The sequence below is a fragment of the Mesorhizobium sp. M0030 genome (assembly GCF_040323695.1).
Taxonomy (GTDB): Bacteria; Pseudomonadota; Alphaproteobacteria; order Rhizobiales; family Rhizobiaceae; genus Mesorhizobium.
Genome location: NZ_JAMYVE010000001.1, coordinates 692,648 through 712,089, shown reverse-complemented (window position 1 = coordinate 712,089; position 19,442 = coordinate 692,648). Strand labels below are relative to the sequence as shown.

At 62.4% G+C, this 19,442-nt stretch carries 22 protein-coding genes and 1 pseudogene; 11 read left to right on the top strand and 12 right to left on the bottom strand.

Translation table 11 applies throughout. The annotated features are described in order from the left end of the window. Nucleotides 1-55 precede the first annotated feature (55 nt). From arfB to NKJ80_RS03355, 3 genes and pseudogenes are all read left to right on the top strand, one after another. Nucleotides 56-490, top strand: a complete 435-nt coding sequence (gene arfB, locus NKJ80_RS03365; RefSeq protein WP_023672309.1) for an alternative ribosome rescue aminoacyl-tRNA hydrolase ArfB — start codon at nt 56-58, stop codon at nt 488-490. A 150-nt stretch (nt 491-640) separates the two neighbouring features. After that, nucleotides 641-1,270, top strand: a pseudogene (locus NKJ80_RS03360) (alpha-ketoglutarate-dependent dioxygenase AlkB family protein). Nucleotides 1,271-1,393: 123 nt separating this feature from the next. Next, complete coding sequence (locus NKJ80_RS03355) at nt 1,394-2,530, top strand: phosphatase PAP2 family protein (RefSeq protein WP_023681407.1); 1,137 nt, start codon at nt 1,394-1,396, stop codon at nt 2,528-2,530. Here the strand turns inward: NKJ80_RS03355 and coaA are convergent. The 9 genes from coaA to hisB form a co-directional block, all read right to left on the bottom strand. Continuing rightward, nucleotides 2,517-3,476: a type I pantothenate kinase gene (gene coaA / locus NKJ80_RS03350; protein WP_023672313.1), complete on the bottom strand. Its 960-nt coding sequence runs from the start codon at nt 3,474-3,476 to the stop codon at nt 2,517-2,519. The genes NKJ80_RS03355 and coaA overlap by 14 nt on opposite strands. A 132-nt stretch (nt 3,477-3,608) precedes the next feature. Then, nucleotides 3,609-3,932 carry a phosphoribosyl-ATP diphosphatase gene (locus NKJ80_RS03345; RefSeq protein WP_023681408.1) on the bottom strand — a complete coding sequence of 108 codons (324 nt, stop codon included), beginning with the start codon at nt 3,930-3,932 and terminating at the stop codon, nt 3,609-3,611. Nucleotides 3,933-3,940: 8 nt separating this feature from the next. Next, nucleotides 3,941-4,747, bottom strand: a complete 807-nt coding sequence (hisF, locus tag NKJ80_RS03340; RefSeq protein WP_023703763.1) for an imidazole glycerol phosphate synthase subunit HisF — start codon at nt 4,745-4,747, stop codon at nt 3,941-3,943. Further along, nucleotides 4,744-5,580: an arginase family protein gene (locus NKJ80_RS03335; RefSeq protein WP_023681410.1), complete on the bottom strand. Its 837-nt coding sequence runs from the start codon at nt 5,578-5,580 to the stop codon at nt 4,744-4,746. The genes hisF and NKJ80_RS03335 overlap by 4 nt, the downstream gene beginning before the upstream one ends. Further along, a complete protein-coding gene (gene hisA, locus NKJ80_RS03330) occupies nt 5,577-6,323 on the bottom strand; it encodes a 1-(5-phosphoribosyl)-5-[(5-phosphoribosylamino)methylideneamino]imidazole-4-carboxamide isomerase (RefSeq protein WP_023703761.1) in 747 nt (248 codons plus the stop codon). The genes NKJ80_RS03335 and hisA overlap by 4 nt, the downstream gene beginning before the upstream one ends. 3 nt (nt 6,324-6,326) lie before the next feature. Continuing rightward, nucleotides 6,327-6,617 carry a DUF1330 domain-containing protein gene (locus tag NKJ80_RS03325; RefSeq protein WP_023703760.1) on the bottom strand — a complete coding sequence of 97 codons (291 nt, stop codon included), beginning with the start codon at nt 6,615-6,617 and terminating at the stop codon, nt 6,327-6,329. A 1-nt stretch (nt 6,618) separates the two neighbouring features. Further along, nucleotides 6,619-7,269: an imidazole glycerol phosphate synthase subunit HisH gene (gene hisH / locus NKJ80_RS03320; RefSeq protein ID WP_352497035.1), complete on the bottom strand. Its 651-nt coding sequence runs from the start codon at nt 7,267-7,269 to the stop codon at nt 6,619-6,621. Between the two features lies 1 nt (nt 7,270). Continuing rightward, nucleotides 7,271-7,747: a DUF2628 domain-containing protein gene (locus tag NKJ80_RS03315; RefSeq protein ID WP_023739747.1), complete on the bottom strand. Its 477-nt coding sequence runs from the start codon at nt 7,745-7,747 to the stop codon at nt 7,271-7,273. A gap of 4 nt (nt 7,748-7,751) precedes the next feature. Continuing rightward, nucleotides 7,752-8,351 carry an imidazoleglycerol-phosphate dehydratase HisB gene (hisB, locus tag NKJ80_RS03310; RefSeq protein WP_023724184.1) on the bottom strand — a complete coding sequence of 200 codons (600 nt, stop codon included), beginning with the start codon at nt 8,349-8,351 and terminating at the stop codon, nt 7,752-7,754. A gap of 237 nt (nt 8,352-8,588) precedes the next feature. On the opposite strand from hisB, the gene hslV reads away from it, so the two are divergent. The 5 genes from hslV to NKJ80_RS03285 all read left to right on the top strand — a co-directional run bounded on the left by hslV (nt 8,589) and on the right by NKJ80_RS03285 (nt 12,812). Then, nucleotides 8,589-9,140, top strand: a complete 552-nt coding sequence (hslV, locus tag NKJ80_RS03305; RefSeq protein WP_023672322.1) for an ATP-dependent protease subunit HslV — start codon at nt 8,589-8,591, stop codon at nt 9,138-9,140. Next, nucleotides 9,130-9,657: a GNAT family N-acetyltransferase gene (locus tag NKJ80_RS03300; protein WP_352497034.1), complete on the top strand. Its 528-nt coding sequence runs from the start codon at nt 9,130-9,132 to the stop codon at nt 9,655-9,657. Before hslV ends, NKJ80_RS03300 begins: the two co-directional genes overlap by 11 nt. 4 nt (nt 9,658-9,661) lie before the next feature. Further along, complete coding sequence (locus tag NKJ80_RS03295) at nt 9,662-10,264, top strand: DUF2585 domain-containing protein (RefSeq protein ID WP_023727851.1); 603 nt, start codon at nt 9,662-9,664, stop codon at nt 10,262-10,264. A 1-nt stretch (nt 10,265) separates the two neighbouring features. After that, nucleotides 10,266-11,579: an ATP-dependent protease ATPase subunit HslU gene (gene hslU, locus NKJ80_RS03290; protein ID WP_023672325.1), complete on the top strand. Its 1,314-nt coding sequence runs from the start codon at nt 10,266-10,268 to the stop codon at nt 11,577-11,579. Nucleotides 11,580-11,855: 276 nt separating this feature from the next. Next, nucleotides 11,856-12,812: a DUF1402 family protein gene (locus NKJ80_RS03285; protein WP_352463452.1), complete on the top strand. Its 957-nt coding sequence runs from the start codon at nt 11,856-11,858 to the stop codon at nt 12,810-12,812. 132 nt (nt 12,813-12,944) lie between these two features. On the opposite strand, the gene NKJ80_RS03280 is transcribed toward NKJ80_RS03285, so the two are convergent. From NKJ80_RS03280 to NKJ80_RS03270, 3 genes are all read right to left on the bottom strand, one after another. Further along, nucleotides 12,945-14,174 (bottom strand): NAD(P)/FAD-dependent oxidoreductase, encoded by a 1,230-nt coding sequence (locus NKJ80_RS03280; RefSeq protein WP_352497033.1) that lies wholly within the window; start codon nt 14,172-14,174, stop codon nt 12,945-12,947. A 4-nt stretch (nt 14,175-14,178) separates the two neighbouring features. After that, on the bottom strand, nt 14,179-14,493 hold the full coding sequence (locus tag NKJ80_RS03275; RefSeq protein WP_023672328.1) for a MocE family 2Fe-2S type ferredoxin: 315 nt from the start codon (nt 14,491-14,493) through the stop codon (nt 14,179-14,181). Nucleotides 14,494-14,578: 85 nt separating this feature from the next. Further along, nucleotides 14,579-15,682, bottom strand: a complete 1,104-nt coding sequence (locus tag NKJ80_RS03270) for a fatty acid desaturase family protein (RefSeq protein WP_352497032.1) — start codon at nt 15,680-15,682, stop codon at nt 14,579-14,581. 174 nt (nt 15,683-15,856) lie between these two features. Here NKJ80_RS03270 and NKJ80_RS03265 point away from each other — a divergent pair, with 174 nt between their 5' ends. The 3 genes from NKJ80_RS03265 (at nt 15,857) to NKJ80_RS03255 (ending at nt 19,440) form a co-directional block, all read left to right on the top strand. Beyond that, entirely contained in the window at nt 15,857-16,888 is a 1,032-nt protein-coding gene (locus NKJ80_RS03265; protein WP_023684066.1) for a LacI family DNA-binding transcriptional regulator, read from the top strand. Between the two features lie 372 nt (nt 16,889-17,260). Next, nucleotides 17,261-18,202, top strand: a complete 942-nt coding sequence (locus NKJ80_RS03260; RefSeq protein WP_023684065.1) for a sugar ABC transporter substrate-binding protein — start codon at nt 17,261-17,263, stop codon at nt 18,200-18,202. A gap of 161 nt (nt 18,203-18,363) precedes the next feature. Further along, complete coding sequence (locus NKJ80_RS03255) at nt 18,364-19,440, top strand: ABC transporter permease (protein WP_352497031.1); 1,077 nt, start codon at nt 18,364-18,366, stop codon at nt 19,438-19,440. Nucleotides 19,441-19,442: the final 2 nt, after the last annotated feature.

Below are 19,442 nucleotides of genomic sequence, written 5' to 3'. Positions count from 1 at the left end.
GGCGCGGTCTCGATCGGGCCTTTTCTTTTTTGGTCCGCCGCGCCATGACTGCGGCATGCCTATCGACGACATCATCATATCAGACGAAGCCGTAATCCATCCGGGCGACCTGCACGAGGATTTCATCCGCTCGTCGGGTCCCGGCGGCCAGAACGTCAACAAGGTGGCGACCGCCGTCCAATTGCGCTTCGACGCCGCCAATGCAGCTGGCCTGTCCGAACGCGTGCGCGCGCGCACGATCAAGCTCGCCGGCCAGCGCGCCACCAAGGACGGCGTCATCGTCATCGAGGCCGGCCGCTTCCGCACCCAGGAGCAGAACCGGGCCGATGCCCGGGCAAGGCTGACGGCGCTGGTCGCCAAGGCCGCGGAACCGCCGCCGCCGCCGCGCAAGAAGACCAGGCCGTCGAAAGGCTCGGTGGAGCGGCGGCTGCAAAGCAAGGCAGGGCGCGGCACGATCAAAAAGCTGCGCGGCCGGGTAGAGAACGACTAAGGACCGCGCCGACTGCGCATAAAGCGGCCTCCCCTGCCGCAGCCGCAAGGTTTCGCCATTGCCACAGAAAGGGAGGCCGACAACGGTGGCTTTCGGGTCGCCGTTCTGATTGGCGGTGGCATGGTTTCAGTATCAACCGGAGGCGAAGTCATGCTCGTTCTGCCCAAAGGCGTCCGCCACTTGCCTGGTTATCTGTCCCGCGCGGCGCAGGAAGCGCTGGTCGAAGAGGTGAGGACAATTGTACAGCGAGCGCCGCTGTACGTGCCGGCGATGCCGCGGACCGGCAAGGAGATGAGCGTGCGCATGACCAATTGCGGCACGCTCGGCTGAGTCACCGACAAGGAGCTGGGCTATCGCTACCAGCCAACGCACCCACTCACCGGAGAGCCATGGCCGCCGATCCCGGACGCGCTGCTGCAATTGTGGCGGGAGGTCGCCGCCTATCCGAATCCGCCGGAGGCCTGCCTGGTCAATTTCTATACGCAGGACGCCAAAATGGGTCTGCACCAGGATCGCGACGAAGCCGATTTCTCGGCCCCAGTGGTCTCGGTGTCACTTGGCGACGATTGCCTGTTCCGGGTCGGCCAAGTGACGGGCAGGGGGGCCACACGCGACGGCGGTACCAAATCGTTCCGCCTGAAAAGCGGCGACGTCGTCGTGCTCGGCGGCGAAGGCCGGCTCTGCTTCCACGGCGTCGACCGCATCTATCCGTCGACCTCGGCGCTGCTGAAAAAAGGCGGCCGGATCAATCTGACGCTGCGGCGGGTGACCTTGCCTTGAAGAGGTGAGAGTGCATTCTTGCACTTACTGAACCACTGACCTTGCGAATAAAAGTCCCTAACGGAATTTAAGGTTTCGGCCGCTAGTCTGCGCCAAAACGTCATCATTCCCGGTGTGGATACCATGCTCGAAATCGAATCCGAAGTGATTTGGCGCTACATTCGAAATGCCGCATGGCGCACGGTTTCGATCGCCCGCTCGGATGCATCGCTCTACCTGTTCATTGGCATCTACACTGCAACGGGGCTGGGGTTTCTGGCTTGGGTCGGCGCGCTCCATCGCACCGCATACCAGACCTACGTGCCGATATGGCTTATGGTTTTCGGTTTCGTGCTGCCGGCGGTATCGCTTCTCCTGGAAACCGGCTGGCTTTTGCATCGATTTGAGCGTCGGCGGAAATTTGCTGCGGGCAAGATGTTCTCAGCCGAGCGGATGGCGGTTCTCTTTTCCGGCATATGTCTGTTGATGGGCATCATGATTTTCCAAAGCACCTTCACCTCGGTCAAGAACGGCATGTCCGTCCTGTGGAAAGGTTTCCCCTATGATCGCGCCTTGGCAGATATCGATGCCTATCTGCATTTCGGCACTGATCCGTGGCGATGGCTCTACGTTATCGGCAAGCATGACTGGGTACGGGAATCCGTCGGATGGAACTACGACATGCTGTGGTTCATCATTTGCTACAGCATGCTGTTTTTCATGGTCACGTCACCACGCACCACGCATCTGAAGAGACGCTATGTGCTGTCCTTCATGGTGGTGTGGGTAGTCGTCGGAAACATCCTGGCCGGGCTGTTCATGTCGGCCGGACCGGCGTTCTACGGCTATGTCACCGGCGATGTGCCACGCTTCGGTGAACAGCTTTCGTTTCTTGCGCAAAGCCCGTCGGCGAGTTCCGCCGCCGTGTACCAGCAGTATCTGTGGACGCTCCAGACCGAGGGTGTGACTGGACTCGCGTCGGGAATATCGGCATTTCCAAGCGTTCATGTCGCCTTGATCACCCTGAATGCGGTGTATACCTGGGAGTACGACCAGCGGTTGGGCGCCATCGCATTTCTGTATGTCGCCTTCATAGTCGCGAGTTCGGTCTATCTTGGTTGGCACTATGCGATCGATGGTTATGCGGCGGTCGCGCTCACGATCGCCCTATGTGCGGCCGTCCGCAAGCTGGTACCCGACGGCGAAATCCTGATGCCAGGCCCGGCCCGGCAATCGGCGGCTGGCGGCAGCCGCCCGGAGGCGGCCGTCACAGTTTCCTGAGCGCCACTTCCTCGACCAGATGATTGGCGCCCTTGCGCAGGATGAGGTCGGCGCGCGCTCGTGTCGGCACGATGTTCTCGCGCAGGTTTTTCAGGTTGATGTTGGCCCACAAGCCTTCCGCAATGGCACGCGCGGCGTCTTCCGAAAGCTGCGAATAGCGGTGGAAGAAGGAGTCCGGATTGCGGAAGGCCGTCTCGCGCAGGCGCATGAAGCGGGCGATGTACCATTGGTGGATCAGCTTTTCGTCGGCGTCGATATAAATGGCGAAATCGAAGAAATCCGACAGGAACGGCACTATCTTGCCGTCCTTCGGCAATTTGCCGGGTTGCAGAACGTTGATGCCTTCGAAGATCAGAATGTCGGGCCGGTCGATGGTGACGAACTCGCCGGGGATGACGTCATAGGTCAAATGCGAATAGACGGGCGCGCGGACATTGCGCTGGGCCGACTTGATGCCCGAGAGGAAACGCAGCAGCGCACCGACATCGTAGCTGTCGGGAAAGCCCTTGCGCTCCATCAGATTGTCGCGTCGCAACACCTTGTTGGGCAGCAGGAACCCGTCGGTAGTGATGAGATCGACCTTGGGGCTCGACGGCCAGCGCGCCAGAAGCTCCTTCAGCACGCGCGCCGTGGTCGATTTGCCGACCGCAACCGAACCGGCAATGCCGATGATGAACGGTGTCTTGACCACATCCAGCGCGTTGAAGAAGGCCTGGCGCTGGCGAAACAGCAGCTGGCTGGCCTCGACATGCGCCGAAAGCAGCCGCGAGAGCGACAGATAGATGCGCTTGACTTCTTCCAGGTCGACCGGATCGTTCAACGAGCGCAGACGGTTGATCTCGTCTTCGCCCAGCGTCATCGGCGTGTCGGCGCGGAAGTTCGACCATTGCTCGGCCGAGAAGAAACGATAGGGGGAATATTTCTCGGTCGGAGCGAGCTGGTCCATCGAGTTTCCTGCCCTCTAGAGCATGAGGCCGAAAAGTGTGAAGCGGTTTTCGGGCGACATCATGCTCCCTCTATCAATTGAGAGACGGATTCAGATTTAAGGCCTCGGCCCGAAATCATCCGGCTCTAGCGGTCAGCCTTTAGGCCGGGATGCCTTTTCAGTGACGCCCGAACGGCCGGTGCGGCCCTCAAGCTCCTTCAGCACCTCGCCCAGCGAAACGCCGGCCATGCCAAGCACGACGAGCCAATGATATATGAGATCGGCACTTTCGGAAACGAGGGCTTTCTCGTCGCCCTTGACGGCGGCAATGACGGTCTCGACTGCCTCTTCACCAAGCTTCTGCGCCGCCTTGTCGATGCCTTTGGCGAACAGTTTTGCCGTCCACGAGTCCGGGTCGCCGGAACGGGCGCGTTCGCCAATGATTGTTTCCAGATCGGACAGCGAAAATTCAGCCATGGCGCAGCCTACTGCCTTTGTGGAGTGGATTGAACCGGGTAGTCCAGCCGCATCGGTAGCCCGGCCGCGGCCATATGCGCCTTGGCTTCCGCAATCGTGTAAGTGCCGAAATGGAAGATCGAGGCGGCGAGCACGGCGCCGGCATGGCCGTCGCGAATGCCCTCGACCAGATGATCGAGCGTGCCGACGCCGCCCGACGCGATCACCGGCGCGCGCACCGCATCCGCTATCGCGCGGGTCAGCGCAATGTCGTAACCGGCCTTGGTGCCGTCGCGGTCCATTGAGGTCAGCAGGATCTCGCCAGCGCCGCGATCGACCATTTTTCGCGCGAACTCGACCGCATCGATGCCGGTCTTTTCGCGGCCACCGTGGGTGAAGATCTCCCAGCGGCCGGGCTCTTTCGGCGCCGACACCTTCTTAGCGTCGATGGCCACGACAATACACTGGTTGCCGAACTTGTCGGCGGCTTCGGCGACGAAATCGGGGTTCTTCACCGCCGCAGTGTTGATCGACACCTTGTCGGCGCCGGCCAGCAACAGTTTACGGATATCGGCGACCTGGCGCACGCCGCCGCCGACGGTCAGCGGCATGAAGCATTGTTCGGCGGTGCGGGCGACGACGTCGAAGATGGTTTCACGGTTGTCGGACGACGCGGTGATATCGAGAAAGCAAAGCTCGTCTGCGCCGGCCGCGTCATAGGCTTTGGCCGCCTCGACCGGATCACCGGCATCGATGAGGTCGACGAAATTGACGCCCTTGACGACACGGCCGTTCTTGACGTCGAGGCAAGGGATGATTCGGGCCTTCAGCATCAGCCCTTCTCCATCGTCGCCAGCAACTCGCTTAGCAGTTCGCCGACCAGCGGCGGAACCTCGGCCTGCGCATCGAACGCCGGATCGTAGGCGGAAATGGTGATGCCGGAAATCGGCAGCAGGCCGGCCATGCCGCAGACAGCCTGGCGCAGCTGTTTCGGCTCCGGGCCGCCGGGCGTGGTGTAGCGGTTGGCCTGCAGCGCACCGGGGTCGTGCACGTCGAGATCGAGATGCAGGTGCACCCGCTTCGCATCCGGCGCCTTCAGCCTGCCGCTCGCCGTCGCCCAGTCCGGGCATTCGGTGCGGATGACCGGCAACGTCTTCAACAGCTCCGTTTCGGCCGGATCGAGATCGCGCGCGTTGACCAGCACGCAGCGCGCCGGATCGATCGGCCTGAAGCCGGGGATGGCCGAGGCCATCGGCTTCCAGCACAGGCCGAGAACCGTGGCCAGCGCCATGCCGTCGAGAAAGCCGAAGATGGACGTCTCCGGCGTGTTGAGATCGCCATGCTGGTCGGCCCAGATGATCGCATCGGCATCCTCGCCGGCAACCGCACCGGCCGATGTCAGGCAATTGCCGGCCAGCACGATGGGAAACCGGCCGCGGTCTATGGCGATGCGGACCTCGCCGGAGACGGCACCGCACACGGCAAAGCCGGTGGCGATCTCGCGCTGCTGTTCGTCGCCAACCCTGCCGATATCGGTGACGACGACGTCATGCCCGGAGAGCGTCAGCGCGTCGACAAGCCCGCCGGCGATGAGTGCATCCGGGCCTCGGCCCATGCCGCCGTGATAGTGGCCGCTGTCATAGGAGGCCAGGATGATGGAGATTTTCACGGCCGGGTCTCCATCGCCTTGCGCTGCAGCACCGCCAGCGCCTCGGCCGGATCGATGCGCCCGTCATAGAGCGCGCGACCGGAGATGGCGCCTTCCAGTTTCTTCGCGTCGGGCATGGTCATGCGCACGATGTCGGCGATCGAAGCCAGCCCGCCCGAGGCGATGACCGGGATCGAGACCGCGTCGGCGAGATCTATCGTGGCATCCCAGTTGATGCCGGTCAGAACGCCGTCGCGGTCGATATCGGTGTAGATGATGGCGGCAACGCCGGCGCCTTCGAATTTCCGCGCCAGTTCGATGACGCCGAGGCTGGAGGCCTCGGCCCAGCCTTCGACCGCCACCTTGCCGCCCTTGGCGTCGATGCCCACGGCGATCTTTCCAGGAAATTCCTTGCAGGCTTCCCGGACCAGGTCGGGATCGCGCACCGCCACCGTGCCGAGGATGACGCGGGCCAGCCCGCGGTCGAGCCAGTCCTCGATCTGCGCCAGCGTGCGGATGCCGCCGCCGAGCTGCACCGGGTTTTTCGTCGCCTTGAGGATGGCGCCGACCGCCGCGCTGTTGACGCTCTGGCCCTTGAAGGCGCCGTTGAGGTCGACGACATGCAGCCATTCAAACCCTTGCTCTTCGAAGGCCTTGGCCTGGGCCGCAGGGTCGTCATTGTAGATGGTCGCGGTCGCCATATCGCCGTGCTTCAGCCGCACGCACTTGCCGTCCTTGAGGTCGATGGCCGGAAACAGGATCACCGTTCAGACCCCTTCCACAATGGCGAAATGCGAGGTCGAACAAGCGCGCCGGAATTTCAGCGCTGCCTGGTATTCGGGGGAATGGAAGCAAGCCAGCGCGACCTCGTAGCTTTCGAACTCGACGATCACATGGCGATTGCCGGATGGCCCTTCCGGGCTTGACGACTGACCGCCTCGCGTCAGGAATTTCGCGCCGTATTTGTCGAACGCCGCTTTGTTGGCGGCGATGTATTTCGGATAGTTTTCCGGATCGGTCACATCGACCATCGCCATCCAGTAGCCCTTCTTGCTCATCTCAAGGCCTCCAGCGCAGGAAGTTGGTGATCAGTGCCAGGCCGAGCGCCTGGCTCTTTTCCGGATGGAATTGCGTGCCGGCAAGGTTGCCGCGCTCGACCGCCGCCGTTACCGGGCCGCCATAATCGGCAACGGCCAGCACTTCGTCCGGCCTTGTCGCGTCGAGATGGTAGGAATGAACGAAATAGGCGTGCAGACCCTTGGGCCCGGTCGCAATACCGGAAAACAGCGGGTGCTTGCGGTCGAGGTCGATCGTGTTCCAGCCGATCTGCGGGATCTTCAGCGCCGGATCGGCGGGCGTGATCTCCTTGACGTCGCCGGCAATCCAGCCGAAGCCCTTGGTCACGGTCTTTTCCAGGCCGCGCTCCGACATCAGCTGCATGCCGACGCAGATGCCGAGGAACGGCCGCGCCTTGGCGATCGCTACCTCTTCCACCGCTTCCCACATGCCGGCGACGCCGCGCAGGCCCGCCGCGCAATCGGCATAGGCGCCGACGCCGGGCAAAACGATGCGGTCGGCGCTGCGCACACGCTCGGCATCGGCGGTCAGCTCGATGGCAGCCGCAATGCCGGCTTCATGCGCGGCGCGCTCGAAGGCCTTGGTGGCCGAGCGCAGATTGCCCGACCCGTAATCGATGATCGCGACCCGCATCTCAGGCTTTTCCCGGCGTATGGCTCAGGCCCAGCGTCAGCCCGGTCTGCGCCGGCCGGGCCAGGCTGGCGTCCGGCACGATGCGCGGCAGCGGCGCCGGCTCATCGGCAAGCGCCTCGGCGTCCAGTGACTGGCGAATGTCGGCATCGTCAGGATTGTCGGCTTCGACGACGCCCCATTCATGCCAGCCGCCGCGGCGCAGCGCTGCGAGCCGCAACCCTTGGCCTTCCAGCCCGATATAGAGCGACACCAGTAAAGACAGTGCGGAGCCGGCCCAGTCCAGTCCCAGCCATTGGCCGAGCACCGAGATGAGCCCCATGGCGACGAAGGCGAGCGCGGCCTCGATCCAAAGCCGGTGCCAAGCGAGCCACAGCGGCGCCACCAGGAAAGCCAGCCAGGAAAAACCGTCGCGGACAAAAATGGTTGCGTCGGCCGCCTCGGTGCGGCCTGGCGGTTCCATCACGACATAGATGGCCATCAGCCTACCCTTTCAGAGATCCCTTGGTGGAGGGAACCGCTTCCGGCTGGCGCGGGTCGCGCTCCAGTGCGAAACGCAGCGCGCGCGCCACCGCCTTGAAGCAGGTCTCGGCAATATGGTGGTTGTTGGCGCCATAATGGTTGGTGACATGCAGCGTGATGCCGGCATTCTGCGCCAGCGCCTGGAAGAATTCACGCACGAGTTCGGTGTCGAACGTGCCGATCTTGGGCGACGAGAAGGCGACATTCCAGACCAGGAACGGACGGCCCGACACGTCGATCGCGGCCCGCGTCAGCGTTTCGTCCATGGCCAGGTCGACAGAGGCGTAGCGCATGATGCCGCGCCGCTCGCCCAGCGCCTTGGCCAGCGCCTGGCCGATCGCAATGCCGGTGTCCTCGACCGTGTGGTGGTCGTCAATGTGCAGGTCGCCCTTGGCCTTTACCGTCATGTCGATCAGCGAGTGGCGCGACAGCTGGTTCAGCATGTGGTCGAAGAAGCCGACGCCGCTCGACATGTCGGATTTTCCGGTGCCGTCGACATCGACCGAGACGCTGATCTCGGTTTCCTTGGTCTTGCGGCTGACTTCGGCGGAACGGGACGCCATGACCTTGTCCTTGGCTGAGGGGTTCGAAACTCAAGACGGGGTTCCAAGCTGTCTTTTGCTTGAAAACGAAAGCCTTCTAGCAGCATGATCCGGCGATTGCCAGTTGCGATGCGGACAGCCACCGGCCATGGCGGACGCCGTTTGCAATCACCCGCCCCATGCATACATATGGCCGATCGAAATCACTCGTACCGCGCGCCAATCGCCTTATCGGGATCGCGCGAATCGGAGCTAAAAATGTCCAATGAACTGAGTATGCACGCCACGACCATCGTGACGGTGCGCAAGGGCAACAAGGTGGTGATCGCCGGCGACGGCCAGGTCAGCCTTGGCCAGACCATTATGAAAGGCAACGCCAAAAAGGTGCGCCGCATCGGCAAAGGCGGCAATGTCATTGCGGGCTTCGCCGGCGCCACGGCGGATGCTTTCACCCTTCTGGAGCGGCTGGAAGCCAAGCTCGAACAATATCCCGACCAGTTGACGCGCGCCTGCGTCGAGCTCGCCAAGGACTGGCGCACCGACCGTTATCTGCGCCGGCTGGAAGCAATGATGCTGGTGGCCGACAAGTCGGTTTCGCTGGCGCTCACCGGCACCGGCGACGTGCTGGAGCCCGAATTCGGCGTCATGGCCATCGGTTCCGGCGGCAACTATGCGCTGGCCGCTGCCCGCGCGCTGATGGACAGCGACAAGGATGCCGAGGAGATCGCCCGCAAGGCGATGCAGATCGCCTCCGACATTTGCGTCTACACCAACAACAACTTCGTTGTCGAAACGCTCGATGCCGGCTAACCCGCCGGTGCTCTATGATTTTCGACCGGTTACCGAAAAAGACCTGCCGATGATCGCCGGCTGGCTGGCCGAGCCGCATGTCGCCGAATGGTGGGACGATCCGGAGCCGGAAATCGCCGAAATCCGGGAGCACATTGACTCTATTTCTGTAGAGCCGCTGATCGTCGAGCTCGACGGCAGGCCGATCGCCTATCTGCAGAGCTACGATCCGCATCTGGAAGAGGACCATCCCTATGCCGACCAGCCGTTCGGCACGCTCGGCATCGACCTGTCGATCGGCGTGCCTGACCTGGTTGGCAAAGGTCATGGCTCGGCGATCGTCAGGCAATTCGTCGAGCAACTGTTCGAGGAAGGCGCGCCGCGCGTCATAATCGATCCGCATCCCGGCAATGGCCGTGCCATCCGCGCCTATGAAAAGGCCGGATTCCGCGTCATTGATCGCAGGCACTCTAGATATGGCGACGCCGTGCTGATGGCTGTCGATGGCAAAGAGAGCGACGTGGAAGAAGGGGAATGAGTTGATGGCGACACCGGGCACTGCCAAAAATTACTCGGCCTACGAAGACAGCTGGCGCATGGGGCTTCTGCTCGTGCTCGCTCTGCTCATCTTCCAGGCCGGTGCGCTTTACGGCATGGGCCGCACGCCGATCTGCACCTGCGGTTACGTCAAACTCTGGCACGGTGTGGTGAACAGTTCGGAGAATTCCCAGCATATTTCCGACTGGTACACCTTCTCGCACATCATCCACGGCTTCCTGTTCTACGCCTTGGCCTGGTTCCTGTTCCCGCGCTCGCCAATCGGTCTGCGCCTGGCTTTCGCCGTCGTCATCGAGAGCGGCTGGGAACTCCTGGAAAACAGCCCGTTCATCATCGAGCGCTACCGCGCCGGCACCATTTCGCTGGATTACTATGGCGATAGCATCATCAATTCGGTGTCCGACACGCTGGCCATGGTGCTGGGGTTTGTGATGGCCAGAAAGCTACCTATATGGGTGGTCGTCGGCCTCGCCCTCATCTTCGAACTGGGTGTCGGCTACCTCATCCGGGACAATCTGACGCTCAACGTGATCATGCTGCTGCATCCGTTCGAGTCCATCAAGCAGTGGCAAAGTGGAATTCAGTGATATGACCACCTTCTCTCCCCGTGAAATCGTTTCGGAACTCGACCGCTTCATCATCGGCCAGAAGGACGCCAAGCGCGCCGTGGCCATTGCCTTGCGCAACCGCTGGCGCCGCCAGCAGCTGGAAGGCCAGATGCGCGAAGAGGTGATGCCGAAGAACATCCTGATGATCGGCCCGACCGGCGTCGGCAAGACCGAGATCTCGCGCCGCCTGGCGCGGCTCGCCGGTGCGCCTTTCGTCAAGGTCGAGGCCACCAAGTTCACCGAAGTCGGCTATGTCGGCCGCGATGTCGAGCAGATCATCCGCGACCTGGTCGAGATCGCCATCGGCCTGGTGCGCGAGAAGATGCGCGAGGACGTGAAGGCGCGCGCGCACCTCAATGCCGAGGAGCGCGTGCTGGAAGCCCTGGTCGGCAAGACGGCGAGCCCGGCGACCCGCGATTCCTTCCGCAAGAAGCTGCGCGACGGCGAGCTCGATGACAAGGAGATCGAGATCGAGGTTGCCGACACCGGCACCGGCGGCATGCCCGGCTTCGAGATCCCCGGCATGCCGGGCGCTAATATCGGCGTGCTCAACATCAACGACATGCTGTCGAAGGCGATGGGTGGCAAGAAGACCAAGGCGCGCAAGACGACGGTCAAGGAGTCCTACGCGCTGTTGGTCAACGACGAGTCCGACAAGCTGCTCGACCAGGACGAGGTGGTGCGCCGGGCGCTCGACGCGACCGAAAATGACGGCATCGTCTTCCTCGACGAGATCGACAAGATCGCCTCGCGCGAAGGCGGCATGGGCGCCGGCGTCTCGCGCGAAGGCGTGCAGCGCGACCTGCTGCCGCTGATCGAAGGCACGACGGTGGCGACCAAATACGGACCGTTGAAGACCGACCACATACTGTTCATCGCCTCGGGCGCCTTCCATGTCTCGAAGCCCTCCGACCTGTTGCCGGAATTGCAGGGCCGCCTGCCGATCCGTGTCGAGTTGCGGGCGCTGGAGAAGGACGATTTCATTCGCATCCTAACCGAGACCGAGGCCAGCCTCATCAAGCAGTATATCGCGCTGATGAAGACCGAAGGCGTCGACCTCACCTTCACCGACGATGCCATCGATTCGCTGGCCGGCATCGCTGTCGACCTCAACGCTAGCGTCGAAAACATCGGAGCGAGACGCCTGCAGACGGTGATGGAGCGCGTGCTAGACGAGATCTCCTACGACGCGCCCGACCGCAACGGCACCAGCGTCGCCATCGATGCCGCCTATGTGGAAAAGCATGTCGGCGACCTCTCGCGAAACACAGATTTGTCGCGATTCATCCTTTAAACGAGGGCGCCGGTTCATCCGGCGCCGGCATTAGAGCGCCGCGCGTCCTTTGGACGCGCAAAGGTCGCTCTAACAGTATTGAATCGACGCATCGGACTTTCCAAAAATCGGTTTCGATTTTTGGGCCGATGCTTAGGCAACAGTTTCCGGCAAACATCATCGTGTGTGGCCGGATGGTATCATGCGGCCACCTTTCGTCTTGCCGGCTGCAAGGGCGCTCTCGACTCGACCGGGAGCTTTACCTAGTTTGCGCGGCAATTCTCTAGGCGGCGGCGCATGAAAAAACTGATCCTGCTCATTCTCGGCTTGACGCTGGCGGCGACGCTGTTCGCGGCTGACGCGGCGACATTGGTGCCGGCGGGCAACCGCAATGCCGTGCAACCTGACATACCGGGCGCCTCGAGCCGCCGCACCCAGGCGACCAACACCACTTTCCAAGCCAAATACCGCAAGGTCTACGCCTTGCTTCAGAACGACGCCGAACTGCGCGCCAAGATCAGGAAGGCCGCCGCTGCCTACGGCATCAATCCTTTGCACATCGTCGGCGCCATCGTCGGCGAGCACACCTACAATGTCGACGCCTACGACCGGCTGCAGACCTACTACGTCAAGGCGATCTCCTACCTCTCCAGCAAGCTGTCCTTCGCCTATGACGGCGAGGACATCACCGATTTCGTGCAGCGGCCGGAATTCAAGAAATGCACCATGTCGGACAGCTACGACCTGTGGGAATGCCGCGAGCAGGTGTGGAACCGATCCTTCCGCGGCAAGACCGTCGACGGCACCAGCTTTCCCAACGACCGCTTCGGCGCCACCTTCTTCCAGCCCTATTATGCCGGCCAGACCTTTGGCCTCGGCCAGCTCAACCCGCTGACCGCGCTGCAGATGAGCGATCTGGTGCACAAGGTGTCGGGGCTGCCCGAACTCGATGTCGGCGATCCCAATGGGGTCTACAAGACCATCATGGATCCGGATCTGACATTGCCCTACGTCGCAGCGACGATCAGGAAGTCGATCGACGCCTACAAAAACATTGCCGGCTTCGACATCTCAGGCAATCCGGGGCTGACCGCCACGCTCTACAATGTCGGCAATCCCGAGCAGCGCGCCTATGCGCTGAAAGCAGAGAACGACAAGCGCCGCGCGGCGGGTGAGACGGTCAAACTGCCGGAAGAGAATTATTACGGCTGGCTGGTCAACGACAAGCTGGACGAGCTGAAGGCGCTGTTTTAGCGGGCTTAGCTCAGCCGTCTACCTCCCCCTTTGTGGGGAGGTCGGACCGCAGGTCGGGGTGGGGGCCGGTGCCGCACCCCACCCCGCTGCTTCGCAGCGACCCTCCCCACAAGGGGAGGGTAAGTCAGTCCTTCACGCTGCCAGCAACGACTTCAGCTTCACATCCGGCGACCCCAACGCCTCCGGCGCCGGCCTAGCCCGCTTGGCGATCAGCATCTCGGCCAGCCTGATGTCGCGCGCCACGGCATTGCCCGTACCGAGGCCGCTCGCCGCCACCAGCCTGCCATCCTCGGCCAGATGAAACAGAATAAAAGCACCGTCGCCGAGATCGCGGCGGACCGTGCTTTTGCCCTCGTCCGAAAGGCCGGCGATCTGCAGCGACAAACCATACTGATCCGACCAGAACCATGGCACCGCGGCATGCGCTTCGCGGGCGCCCAGCATGTTCTTCGCGGCCAGCGCACCCTGTTCCTGCGCATTGCGCCAGGCTTCCAGCCGCACCCGCCGGCCAGCATAGACAGCGAGCGGAAACGAGCAGCAATCGCCGGCGGCGAAGATGTCGGGATCGATTGTTTGGAGTTCGCCATTGACGGCGATGCCGTTATCGACGGTCAGGCCCGCTTCCGCGGCAAGCCCGGTCACCGGCACGGCGCCGATGCCGATGACGGCGAGATCGGCGACGATGTCCTGCCCATCGGCGAGCATGATGTGCACCTCAGCGCCGTCGTCGGCGATATCAGCGATGCCCTGACCGGTGAGCACGGTCACGCCTTCGGCCTCATGCGCCTGATGGATGATTTCAGCGATCTCCGCCGGCACCCCGCGCATGAGGATGCGCGGCTGCGCCTCAATGACCGTGACGCTGGCCCCGAGCTTGCGCGCCGAAGCGGCGAGCTCCAGGCCGATAAAGCCACCACCAATGATGGCGATGCGGTTTGCCGGGCTGAGGTGGGCGCGAATGGCCAGCGCGTCGGCAAAGGTGCGGAGGTAGACGCAGCGCGACCCCAATCCCGGCATCGGCAGCTTGCGCGGTGTCGAGCCGGTCGCCAGCAGCAGCTTGTCGTAGGCCAGGGCCGAACCGTCCGACAGCCGCACCATATGCGCCGGGCGGTCGATCGCCACCGCTTGAACGGAATGGATATGCCGGATCGATTTCTCGGCCAGAATTTCGTCGCTGGCGATCGTCTTGATCTCGGCCGCGTCGCTCGTCATTGCGTCCTTGGACAGGGGCGGCCGCTCATAGGGCAGATGGGGTTCGTCACCCACCAGCGTCACCGGCCCGTCATAGCCCAGTTCGCGCAGTGTCAGCGCTGCCCGCCCGCCGCACTCGCCGGCGCCAATGATGACCATTCCCGCCTGCATGGTCCTATCCGATCTGGATCAGCACTTTGCCGGCCTCGACCTTTACCGGATAGGTGGCGAGATTGACGCAAACCGGCGCGCCCCGTGCCGCCCCCGTCTTGTAATTGAAGCGGCCATTGTGCTTGGGGCACTCGATGATGTCGTCCATCACCAGCCCGTCGGCCAGATGCACCTTTTCGTGCGTGCACAGGCCATCCGTGGCGAAATAATCGTCGTCAGGGCTGCGATAGATGGCGAAGGTGCGGCCGCCATGGTCGAAGCGCATCACATCTTCTTCGTCGATGTCGCCGGCAGCACAGGCTTCGATCCAGTCGCTCATGTGTTCCTCCCAAAAGCAATTCCAGGAAAAGTGCGTTGCGGTTTTCCGTTCGGAGTTGCGTCAAAACAAAAGCTTAATCGCGCGATCATTCCGCCGCGGCGGCGACGGCGTCGTTGTGGAGTTCCTCGCGATAGGGCCGCGCCGTTGGCGGCAGTTCGCGCTTGAGGAAATAGTCCTCGTTGCGCAGCTGGCGCAAAAAGGCCGGGATCATCTCACGATAGCCGGCCAGGATCGACGGCGTCGGCGCCGGCAGATCGTGCTTGATCAGCGCATGCAGTTTAGGCAGCGCATGATAGGGCACCATCGGGAACATGTGGTGTTCGACGTGATAGTTCATGTTCCAGTAGATGAAGCGGCTGACCGGGTTCATGTAGACGGTGCGGCTGTTCAGCCGGTGGTCGATGACATTTTCCGCGAGCCCGCCATGCTGCAGCAGGCCGACCATGACATGATGCCAGGCGCCGTAGAGCCGGGGCAGCCCGACCAGCATCAGCGGCAGCCATGAACCGAAATAAAGCGCCAGCGCGATCGTCACGGCATAGATCGCCGTCCAGATGCGGGCGATGCGAATGGCTTTAGGCTGCTCCTGTTCGGGGATAAAAGTCTTTTCCGCCGCGCTGATATTGCCGGCGGCATTGCGCAGCATGTCCGACATCGCATGCCAGGCATCCTGCACGCCGATAAAGCCAAGCGCGACCCGGAACAGATCCGGCGGCCGCATAACGGAGATTTCCGGGTCGCGGCCGACGATGATGGTGTCGGTGTGGTGGCGGGTGTGGCTCCAGCGCCAGGTCACCGGATTGCGCATGATCATGAAGCAGGCGATCTGGTAGACCGCGTCGTTCATCCACTGCGTGCGGAAGGCAGTGCCATGGCCGCATTCGTGCCAGCGTGAATCGGTGGACGAGCCGTAGAGGACGCCATAGACGAAGAAGAACGGCACGCACCACCAGCTGCCCCAGAACCAGGCGCCGCCGGCGGCACTCAGGATCAGCGCGGCGAGCCAGATCGTGGTGTCGCGGATCGCCGGCCCATCGGAGCGCTGCATCAGCTCCTTCATCTGCTTGCGCGGAATATCGGTGTGATACCACTCGGCCGCCGACAGGCCGGTCTCGACGGCGAGCTTGGAATCGCGGCCGATCAGGCTGTAGTCGCGCCGGGACGGTGGTGTGGATAGTGTCGCTTCCATAGGGGCTGCCTCCGTCGGCCACAGCATCCGTCAGGACGGATATGTCCATTACAGGCGCCTGTGTCCGAGCGCAAAATAGCGCCATGCGGTGATAGTCTCAATATCACAAAGATAGTTTCTATCATTTTCCATCAGAACGATGTAAGCAGTTGCAGGCACTCATGCGGGACAGTCATGGCAAAACGGCCAACCATCACCGATCTGGCGCGCATCTCCGGCGTTAGCGTCGCCACTGTCGACAGGGTGCTGAACAACCGGCTGCCGGTGCGCGAGGAAACCGCGCGCCGCGTCTATGAGGCGGCGACCGGCATCGGCTACCACGCCGCCGGGCTGATCAAGCGGCGCATGCGCCAGGAATTGCCGGAATACCGCCTCGGCTTTCTGCTGCTGCGGGGCAATGATGTTTTTTACGGCGATTTCGCGAGGGAGCTAGAAATGGCGGTCTCGCAATCGCAGCGCTTCCGCGGCGTCGCCACCATCGATTTCGCCAGCTCGCTAGCCGCCGACGAGATCGCCGCCCAGATGCGCAAGCTGGCAGCGAAATCCAGAGCAATCGCCGTTGTCGGTCCGGACCATCCGACGCTGACGGCGGTCGTGGAGTCGCTGAAAGCGAGGGGGCAACCTGTCTTCTCGCTGCTGTCCGACTTTGCCGCTGGCATCCGTGAGGGATATGTCGGCCTCGACAATCGCAAGGTCGGTCGCACCGCGGCCTGGATGATCGCCAGGGCGGCAAAGAACCCCGGCAAGGTCGCCCTTTTCGTCGGCAGTCATCGCTTCCACGGCCATGAACTGCGCGAGATCGGATTTCGCTCCTTCTTCCGCGAACATGCGCCGGACTTCACGGTGATGGAAACGCTGGTCAATCTGGAAGCCAACCAGGTCACCCACGATGCGATGATCGATCTCCTGGTGCGGTATCCGGATCTTGCCGGCTGCTATGTCGCCGGCGGCGGCATGGAAGGCGCGGTGTCGGCGCTGCGCGCAGCGAAGCCCGCAAACATGCCGGTGGTCGTCTGCAACGAGATCAACGCCGAATCGCGCGCGGCACTCGCCGACAACATCCTGACAATGGTGATCTCGACGCCGCTCGCCGCCTTGTGCCGCGAGCTTGTCGACCTGATGGCGCATTCCATCGAGGCCGGCGCCGCCAACGCGCCGGGCCAGACCTTTCTGCCCTTCGACATCTATCTGCCGGAAAATATCTAACGCGTTGCCGCGCCGACCCGTTCGGCGCGGGCTCTCCGGCGATGATAGAATCTATCAGATTCTGCCTTCAGACTCGGCCTGGGCCGCTGTCGGCCTCGATTCGACGTGAAATTGCGGCGCGGCGACCGAAAATCCGCTTTCCGACTTAGGAATCGCTCTTGACGTCTCGCGAAAAAATGGAATAAATATTTCATCAGATTGGTATTTTGGTTCTTTCGTTCCGGAACATCTGTTTCAAACTGGGAGCCTGGCGTTCCATCCCTTGGACAAAACGCCATACGGAACAGGAAGGCATCAGGGAGAGATTCCTCGGGCTATCGGGGATTCCGGGTAGATCGGTGCAGCCGGACACCAATGTGGAGGAGAAACACAATGAAGAAACTGATTTTGGGCGTCGCCTTTGCGGCGCTGATGAGTTCGTCCGCTTTTGCCGCCAAGGTCGGCGTGTCGATGGCCAAGTTCGACGACAACTTCCTCACCGTGCTGCGCAACGGCATGATCGAGCAGGCCAAGGGCATGAGCGGCGTGGAACTGCAGGTCGAGGACGCGCAGAACGACGTCGCCAAGCAGCTCGACCAGATCAAGAACTTCGCCGCCTCGGGCGTCGACGCCATCATCGTCAACCCGGTCGATACCTCGGCCACGCAGGCGATGTCGGACGCCGCCGCAGCCGCCAAGATCCCGTTGGTCTATGTCAACCGCCAGCCGGTCAATGTCGACACGCTGCCGGACAACCAGGCCTTCGTCGCGTCGAACGAGGCCGATTCCGGCACGCTCGAGACCAAGGAAGTCTGCCGCCTGTTCACCGAGGCCGGCAAGAAGGAGGCCAATGTCTATGTCATCATGGGCGAGCTTTCCAACCAGGCCGCCGTGCAGCGCACCAAGGACATCGAAGAGGTGATCGCCACGCCGGAGTGCAGCTTCATCAAGATCATCGACAAGCAGACTTCGAACTGGAACCGCGACGAAGCGCAGAACCTGATGACCAACTGGCTGTCAACCGGCAAGCCGTTCGACGGCGTCATCGCCAACAATGACGAAAGCGCCATCGGCGCCATCCAGGCGATGAAGGCCGCCAACATCGACATGAAGACGGTTGTCGTCGGTGGGGTCGACGCCACGCAGGACGCGCTTGCCGCCATGCAAGCAGGCGACCTCGATGCGACCGTGTTCCAGGACGCGGCCGGCCAGGGCGCCGGCGCGCTCGACGCGGCACTGAAGCTCGCCAAGGGCGAGAAGGTCGAGCACAAGGTCTACGTGCCCTTCCAGCTGGTTACGCCGGCCAACATCGACAAGTTCCTGAAGAAGAACTGAGCCGGCAACTCACGCGTAAGCAATTCCAGGAAAAAGTGTGAAGCGGTTTTCCGTCCGGAATTGCGACAAACAAACAAGAGAGCGGCGCAACCGCGCCGCTCCCGTTTCCCCCACCGCCCTGAGGGGCGGAAGGGCAAATGCGGCCTCACGGAGGACAAGGCATGTCACAGACATCTCATGGCGTCGGCGGGGTCAGCTATGACGCGAAGAGGCGGACATGGCCGGCCGAATTCAACGTCTTCCTGGCGCTGCTCATTCTGGTCGTCATCTTCGAAATGATCGGCCGCATCTTTCTTGGCGACAGCTTCCTGTTCAACACGCGCGACAACGTCGCCGGGATCTTCAATGAGGCCCGCCTGCAGATCATCATCCTGCAGGTGTCGATCGTCGGCATCATCGCCATCGGCGTCACGCAGGTGATCATTTGCGGCGGCATCGACTTGTCCTCGGGCTCGATCGTCGGCGCCACCGCCATGATCGCCATGAGTTTTGCCCAGGTGGCGACGGTCAACGGTAACCCCAACCCCAAGGCGATGTTCCTGGCGCAAGGCTGGACCGACCTGCCGGTCATCGTGCCGGTACTAGTCGCCATCGGCTGCGGTCTGCTCGCCGGTCTCGTCAACGGCTCCTTGATTGCATACACGCGCATTCCGCCGTTCATTGCCACGCTCGGCATGATGGTGACCGCGCGCGGCATTGCCAAATGGTGGTCCAAGGGTCAGCCGATCTCGTTTCCGACCGAAAGTTTCGCTGGTATCGGCAAGGGGCTGATGCCGGTCATCATCTTCCTGTCGCTGGCGGTGCTGTTCCAGCTGATCATGACCTACACACGCTACGGCAAGCATTGCTATGCCATCGGCTCCAACGAGGATGCCGCGCGCATGTCCGGCATCAAGATCGCCAACCACAAGATCCTCGTCTACGTCATTGCCGGCATCCTCGCCGCGCTGGCCGCCATCGTGCTCTCCTCCAAGAACCTGACGGCACAGTCCGGCATGGGAGTCATGTACGAGCTCGACGCCATCGCAATGGCGGTCATCGGCGGCGTCTCTTTGTCGGGCGGCCGCGGCTCGATCGTCGGCACCGTGATCGGCTCGCTGATCTTCGGCGTCATCATTTCCGGCTTCACCTTCCTGCGCCTCGACGCCTACTATCAGGAGATGGTCAAGGGCGTGATCATCGTCGGCGCGGTCGTTCTCGACCAATGGCGCCAGCGCATGCGGGCATTGAGGGCTTGACC

Bases quoted from the DNA above. Each gene is read 5' to 3' on its own strand.
- NKJ80_RS03355 (WP_023681407.1), top strand. From the start codon at position 1,394: ATGCTCGAAATCGAATCCGAAGTGATTTGGCGCTACATTCGAAATGCC.
- NKJ80_RS03265 (WP_023684066.1), top strand. From the start codon at position 15,857: ATGGCAAAACGGCCAACCATCACCGATCTGGCGCGCATCTCCGGCGTT.
- NKJ80_RS03260 (WP_023684065.1), top strand. From the start codon at position 17,261: ATGAAGAAACTGATTTTGGGCGTCGCCTTTGCGGCGCTGATGAGTTCG.
- NKJ80_RS03300 (WP_352497034.1), top strand. From the start codon at position 9,130: ATGCCGGCTAACCCGCCGGTGCTCTATGATTTTCGACCGGTTACCGAA.
- NKJ80_RS03255 (WP_352497031.1), top strand. From the start codon at position 18,364: ATGTCACAGACATCTCATGGCGTCGGCGGGGTCAGCTATGACGCGAAG.
- NKJ80_RS03275 (WP_023672328.1), bottom strand. From the start codon at position 14,493: ATGAGCGACTGGATCGAAGCCTGTGCTGCCGGCGACATCGACGAAGAA.
- NKJ80_RS03315 (WP_023739747.1), bottom strand. From the start codon at position 7,747: ATGGCCATCTATGTCGTGATGGAACCGCCAGGCCGCACCGAGGCGGCC.
- NKJ80_RS03345 (WP_023681408.1), bottom strand. From the start codon at position 3,932: ATGGCTGAATTTTCGCTGTCCGATCTGGAAACAATCATTGGCGAACGC.
- arfB (WP_023672309.1), top strand. From the start codon at position 56: ATGCCTATCGACGACATCATCATATCAGACGAAGCCGTAATCCATCCG.
- coaA (WP_023672313.1), bottom strand. From the start codon at position 3,476: ATGGACCAGCTCGCTCCGACCGAGAAATATTCCCCCTATCGTTTCTTC.
- hslV (WP_023672322.1), top strand. From the start codon at position 8,589: ATGTCCAATGAACTGAGTATGCACGCCACGACCATCGTGACGGTGCGC.
- hisB (WP_023724184.1), bottom strand. From the start codon at position 8,351: ATGGCGTCCCGTTCCGCCGAAGTCAGCCGCAAGACCAAGGAAACCGAG.
- NKJ80_RS03285 (WP_352463452.1), top strand. From the start codon at position 11,856: ATGAAAAAACTGATCCTGCTCATTCTCGGCTTGACGCTGGCGGCGACG.
- NKJ80_RS03280 (WP_352497033.1), bottom strand. From the start codon at position 14,174: ATGCAGGCGGGAATGGTCATCATTGGCGCCGGCGAGTGCGGCGGGCGG.
- hisH (WP_352497035.1), bottom strand. From the start codon at position 7,269: ATGCGGGTCGCGATCATCGATTACGGGTCGGGCAATCTGCGCTCGGCC.
- NKJ80_RS03270 (WP_352497032.1), bottom strand. From the start codon at position 15,682: ATGGAAGCGACACTATCCACACCACCGTCCCGGCGCGACTACAGCCTG.
- NKJ80_RS03295 (WP_023727851.1), top strand. From the start codon at position 9,662: ATGGCGACACCGGGCACTGCCAAAAATTACTCGGCCTACGAAGACAGC.
- hslU (WP_023672325.1), top strand. From the start codon at position 10,266: ATGACCACCTTCTCTCCCCGTGAAATCGTTTCGGAACTCGACCGCTTC.
- NKJ80_RS03325 (WP_023703760.1), bottom strand. From the start codon at position 6,617: ATGAGCAAGAAGGGCTACTGGATGGCGATGGTCGATGTGACCGATCCG.